This window comes from Mesorhizobium sp. M1A.F.Ca.IN.020.03.2.1, from assembly GCF_004023205.1.
Lineage (GTDB): Bacteria > Pseudomonadota > Alphaproteobacteria > Rhizobiales > Rhizobiaceae > Mesorhizobium.
The window spans coordinates 1-5,442 of the sequence record NZ_RZSV01000307.1; the positions used below are offsets into that span (position 1 = coordinate 1).

Consider the following 5,442-nt stretch of genomic DNA (forward strand, 5'->3'; position numbering starts at 1 on the left):
CGGCGCCAGCATCGACAAGCACTTCGTGGCCGTGCGCGACATATTCGCGGACAGAGCCGGGCGTCAGACCGACACGGTATTCATGGTTCTTGATTTCCTTGGGGCAGCCGACGCGCATCTTCTTCTCCTGTCCGGCCCTTGAAAGGGCGCTCTCCCTGACATTTCCGGGCATGCCGCCAATCCCAAACCGCCGCGCAGTTTTAGGGCGACATGCATGAGGCGCAGTGAAGCATGAATCGTTCCGCATGTGTTTGCGAATGCACTTGCGGCAGCGTCCGGTCTTCGATAATCGTTGCGCAAAAAGCCGGAATATTCGCAGGAATCTCGAAAAATGCCGCTCGACAGGATCGATATCGCCATTCTGGAGACTTTACAGAAGGATGGCCGGATCCCCAATGCAGCGCTTGCCGAAAAGGTTGGGCTGTCGCAGTCGGCCTGCTCCAGGCGCCTGGACAATCTGGAGAAATCCGGAACCATCCGCGGCTATCACGCGCGACTGTCGAATGCAGCGCTCGGCCATCAGATGACGGCGATCGTGCATATATCGCTGTCGGGGCAGTTCGAGAAGACGCTGTCCGATTTCGAAGCGGCGATCAAACGCTGCCCGAACGTGCTTTCCTGCCATCTGATGTCGGGCGAATACGACTATATCCTGCGTATAGCGGCCAAGGACCTTGCCGACTATGAGCGCATCCACAAGGAATGGCTGTCGGCGATGCCGCATGTGACGAAGATCAACTCGTCCTTCGCCCTGCGCGAGATCGTCGACAGGACGGCGGTGGGGTTGAGGCCCGAAATGGCTTAGCTGAAGTCAGAGCGTTGCATCGTTTCACGGGAACCCCGAACCGCTCATTTCTTTGCTTTGCGCAATTACGGACGGAAAACCGCTACACACTTTTCCTGGAACTGCATTAGGCTCCGGCCGCCTCGGTGACCACCTTGGTCATCGGGATGTCGTGCGGTTGCGGATAGATGGTGGGAATGCGCTGCAATTCGTAGCCGACGCCGATCACCAGCGGCCTGAACGGCATGGCGGCGAGCGTACGATCGTAGAAACCGCCGCCATAGCCCAGCCGGTAGTTGCTGGGATCGATGCCGACTACCGGCGAGATCACGATATCGGGCAGGACAGGATCACCCTCGGCCGGGATCGGGATGTTCCAGACGCCCTTCTCCAGCCGGTCGCCCGGCGCGTAGGCGCGGAACACCAAAGGCTGGCCCTTCTCGATGACGACGGGCAGCGCGGTGCGGCCGCCGCGCGCATTGATCGACGCCATAAAGCCGCGCAGGTCCGGCTCGCCGCGGAACGGCCAGTAGAGGCTGACCATAAGGCCGGCAACCTTGCCGACCAGCATATCGAGGCCCTCGGCAATCCGCTGTGACATTGCCGCGCGTGCATCGGCGGAAACCGCAAGCCGCGCGCCGATCAGCCGCTCACGCTCCGCCTTGCGCCAGCGCCGGACATCGGTCCAGTCGGACAGCGGCATCTGATAGGCCGGGTCGAGCTCATGCATGAAACAAGGCGGCGAAGCGTATTGCGCCGGGCCGTCGTCATCGCGATTGTCAGACATGCTCCACTCCTATCGTTCTGCTCCACGCTATACCCGGCGTTCCGGGGCGACATGCGCGTACACGACACCGGGCGACGACTCCCGGGCACTGACATGGCCAGCGGTGGCGTTGTTGCGGTGCACAAAAATGCTTACATCTAGGCAATCGGGTTGCTTTGGGCGAGGTGGCTGAAAATGGACGAAGCCAAGCATCATGTCGTGATCGTCGGCGCCGGGTTCGGCGGTCTCGAACTTACCCGCGCGCTGGCCGGCGCACCGGTGCGCATCACCATGATCGACAAGCGCAATCACCACTTGTTCCAGCCGCTGCTCTACCAGGTGGCGACCACCGCGCTGGCGACTTCCGAGATCGCCTGGCCGATCCGTCATCTGTTACGCAAGCGCAAGGACGTGACGACGCTTCTGGGTACGGTCATCGGTGTTGACCGCGCAGGCAAACGCGTGCTGCTCGATGACGGGAGCGCAGTCGGCTACGACACGCTAGTGCTCGCCACCGGCGCGCGCCACGCCTATTTCGGCCATGACGAATGGGAGCCATTCGCGCCCGGGCTGAAGACGCTGGAAGATGCCACCACCATCCGGCGCCGCATCCTGCTCGCCTTCGAGCAAGCCGAGCGCGAGACCGATCCCGCCAGGCGCCAGGCATTGCTGACGCTGGTCATCGTTGGCGGCGGACCGACCGGCGTGGAGCTTGCCGGCACCATTGCAGAGCTTGCGCAGGACACGCTGCGCGGCGAATTCCGCAATATCGACACGCGGCAGGCGCGCGTTGTGCTGATCGAAGCCGGTGACCGTGTGCTCGCCAATTTCGCACCGGAGCTCTCGGCCTATGCTCAAAAAGCGCTGGAGCGGCTTGGCGTGACGGTCGAGCTTGGCCGTGCCGTCACGCAGTTGGATGCCGAGGGCGTCGTCTTTGGCGATACCTACCTGCCGGCAAACACGATTTTATGGGCAGCCGGCGTCGCCGCTTCGCCTGCGGCGGAATGGCTGGGAGCGCCCGCCGACCGGGCGGGCAGGGTGCTGGTCGAGCCCGATCTCACCGTGCCGGGCAGCCCGGAGATATTTGTTATCGGCGATACGGCACATCTGCTGCGACCGGACGGCAAGCCGGTACCGGGCGTGGCGCCGTCCGCCAAGCAGGAGGGCAGGCATGTTGCTGCAACGATCAAAGCGAGGCTCGATGGCGACGCAACGCCACGCCCTTTCCGCTACAAGCATGCCGGCGACCTGGCGACGATCGGCAAACGCGCGGCCGCCATCGATTTCGGCTGGATCAAGCTCACCGGCTGGCTCGCATGGTGGCTCTGGGGGATAGCGCACATTTATTTCCTGATCGATTTCCGCAATCGGCTCGCAGTGTCGCTCAGCTGGCTATGGATATATTTTACCGGACAGCGCAGCGCGCGCCTGATCACTCAGGGTGACGACGACAAGAGCTGATTGCTTTTCATCGACGCGTCACCTTGTCTGATCAACAGACATCCAACAGACATGGACTCGAAATGCCTTCGGCGGCATGTTCCGATTGAGGGGCAGGGCATGTCGCGTTGTCTAAGAGGAGGAAAACAATGTCACTTTTGCCCGTCTCTCGCCGCGAATTCCTGGCCGGAGCCGCCGCCACCGGAGCGCTGATCATGCTGCATCCGTTCTCCGTCCGGGCCGCAGCCAATCAGGCGCATCTGAGGATCATGGAGACGACCGACATCCATGTGAATTTGCTGCCTTATGATTATTACGCCGACAAAGCGAACGACACGATGGGCCTGTCGCGCACGGCCTCGCTGATCGACGGGGTGCGCAAGCAAGCCACCAATGCGATGCTGATCGACAACGGCGACCTGTTGCAGGGCAATCCGATGGGCGACTACATCGCCTATGAAAAGGGCATGAAGGACGGCGACCTGCATCCGATCATGAAGGGCATGAACCTGCTCGGCTATGAATGCTCGACCCTCGGCAACCACGAATTCAACTACGGCCTGTCCTTCATGGACAAGGTGTTGGCCGGCGCCAATTTCCCCTTCGTATGCGCCAACCTGATCCGGGGCACCACGCTCGCCACGAACCCGCGCGACGACAAGCTCTACCTCAAGCCCTATGTTATCCTCGACAAGAAGATCAAGGACGGCTCCGGCGCCGAACAGCCGATCAAGATCGGGGTCATCGGTTTCGTGCCGCCGCAGATCATGGTCTGGGACCTGAAAAACCTGGAAGGCAACGTCCAGACCCGCGACATTGTCCAGGCGGCCAAGGCCTGGGTACCGCAAATCCGTGAGGAGGGCGCCGACATCGTCATTGCGCTTTCGCATTCCGGCATCGATATCAAGCAGGGCGACATGATGGAGAACGCCTCCTTCTTCGTCGCCGGCGTCGAAGGCATCGACGCGGTCTTCACCGGGCACCAGCATCTCGTCTTCCCCGGCAAGAAGGATTTCCAGGCGCTGGAAGGCGTCGACACCGAAAAAGGCACTCTGCAGGGCAAGCCGGCGGTGATGGGCGGCTTCTGGGGCTCGCATATGGGCCTGATCGACCTGCTTCTTGAGCGCGATGGCTCGAAATGGCGCGTCGTCTCGGCCACCTCCGAGGCGCGGCCGATCTATGAGCGGGTCGACAGCAAGAACAAGGCTACGGTCGGCGACGACAAACGCATCATCGCGGCGCTCGAGCAGGATCACGAGGCGACGCTCGCCTATGTCCGCCGCCCCGTCGGCAAGACGTCCGCGCCGCTCTATTCCTATTTCGCTTTGGTCGCCGACGATCCCTCGGTGCAGATCGTCAATCAGGCGCAGAGCTGGTATCTCAAGGATATTCTGAAGAGCACAGAGTGGAAGGACGTGCCGCTCCTCTCTGCGGCGGCACCGTTCAAAGCAGGCGGCCGCAACGGCGCCGACTACTATACCGACGTTCCTGTCGGCGATATCGCCATCAAGAACGTCGCCGATCTCTATCTTTATCCGAACACCGTGCGCGCGGTCGAAATCACCGGCTCGCAAGTCAAGGAATGGCTGGAGATGTCGGCCGGCATCTTCAACAGGATCGAGCCCGGGAAGGCGGATCAGCCGCTGATCAACACCGAGTTCCCCTCCTACAATTTCGACGTCATCGATGGCATCACCTACAAGATCGACCTGTCGCAGCCACCGAAATACGATACGAAGGGCGCCGTCGCCAATGCCGGCTCCAGCCGCATCGTCGATCTTAAATTCGGCGGCAAGCCGCTCGATCCGGCAGCGAAATTCGTGGTTGCCACCAACAACTACCGCGCTGGCGGCGGCGGCAATTTCCCTGATATCAATGCTTCGAAGATCATCTATGAGGCGCCGGACACCAACCGCGACGTGATCGTGCGCTACGTCATCAGCGAGGGCACGATCAATCCGTCGGCGGACGACAACTGGTCGTTCGCGCCGCTGCCTGGAACCAGCGTTGTCTTCGAGACCGGACCCAGGGCCAAGGATTTCATCGGTCAGGTGAAGTCGCTGAAGATCGAGCCGGCGGGCGAGGGTGAGGCGGGGTTTGCCAAATACCGCATTACCCTTTGATGTTGCGCGGCCGGGCCGGCCTGATTTGGCTAAGGCGAAGGGGTGGTCGCGGGCGTGGTGAGCGGCCCGGGGAAGGCCGGCTGGATCGACGTGCCGAGCGGATCGCTGGGCACGGTCAGCGGCGCCATTCCTCTCGGGTGGCGAATCTCCTGGATGGTCGATGTCGGCGTGTTGTTGACAAGGTCGCTGGCCCCCGGTGTCAGCGTCGGGGCAGTCAGCGCGCCCAGCGGGTCATTGGTGACTCTGGGCAAGGATACTTTTGCTTCAGCGGCACTTGCCGAGATCACGGCAAGCAGCAGCACGGCGACGGCTACGGTGCGGTTCAAGGA

Annotated in this window: 4 protein-coding genes and 2 pseudogenes; 3 read left to right on the forward strand and 3 right to left on the reverse strand. The window is 61.9% G+C overall.

Annotated features, from left to right (window positions below; all coding sequences use genetic code 11):
• Positions 1-118 (reverse strand): annotated as a pseudogene (locus EOA79_RS29115) (alanine dehydrogenase); the annotation flags it as partial.
• A 213-nt stretch (positions 119-331) separates the two neighbouring features.
• On the opposite strand from EOA79_RS29115, the gene EOA79_RS29120 reads away from it, so the two are divergent.
• The gene (locus EOA79_RS29120; protein ID WP_059188527.1) at positions 332-805 is read left to right on the forward strand and encodes an Lrp/AsnC family transcriptional regulator; all 474 of its coding nucleotides are present in this window, start codon (positions 332-334) and stop codon (positions 803-805) included.
• A gap of 106 nt (positions 806-911) precedes the next feature.
• On the opposite strand, the gene EOA79_RS29125 is transcribed toward EOA79_RS29120, so the two are convergent.
• The gene (locus EOA79_RS29125) at positions 912-1,571 is read right to left on the reverse strand and encodes a 5-formyltetrahydrofolate cyclo-ligase (protein WP_095800688.1); all 660 of its coding nucleotides are present in this window, start codon (positions 1,569-1,571) and stop codon (positions 912-914) included.
• Between the two features lie 174 nt (positions 1,572-1,745).
• Here EOA79_RS29125 and EOA79_RS29130 point away from each other — a divergent pair, with 174 nt between their 5' ends.
• Together EOA79_RS29130 and EOA79_RS29135 are read left to right on the forward strand one after the other, a co-directional pair.
• Complete coding sequence (locus tag EOA79_RS29130) at positions 1,746-3,011, forward strand: NAD(P)/FAD-dependent oxidoreductase (protein ID WP_128293522.1); 1,266 nt, start codon at positions 1,746-1,748, stop codon at positions 3,009-3,011.
• A gap of 128 nt (positions 3,012-3,139) precedes the next feature.
• Positions 3,140-5,113, forward strand: a complete 1,974-nt coding sequence (locus EOA79_RS29135; protein WP_128293523.1) for a bifunctional 2',3'-cyclic-nucleotide 2'-phosphodiesterase/3'-nucleotidase — start codon at positions 3,140-3,142, stop codon at positions 5,111-5,113.
• A gap of 29 nt (positions 5,114-5,142) precedes the next feature.
• Here the strand turns inward: EOA79_RS29135 and EOA79_RS33040 are convergent.
• Positions 5,143-5,442: pseudogene (locus EOA79_RS33040) on the reverse strand (hypothetical protein); the annotation flags it as partial.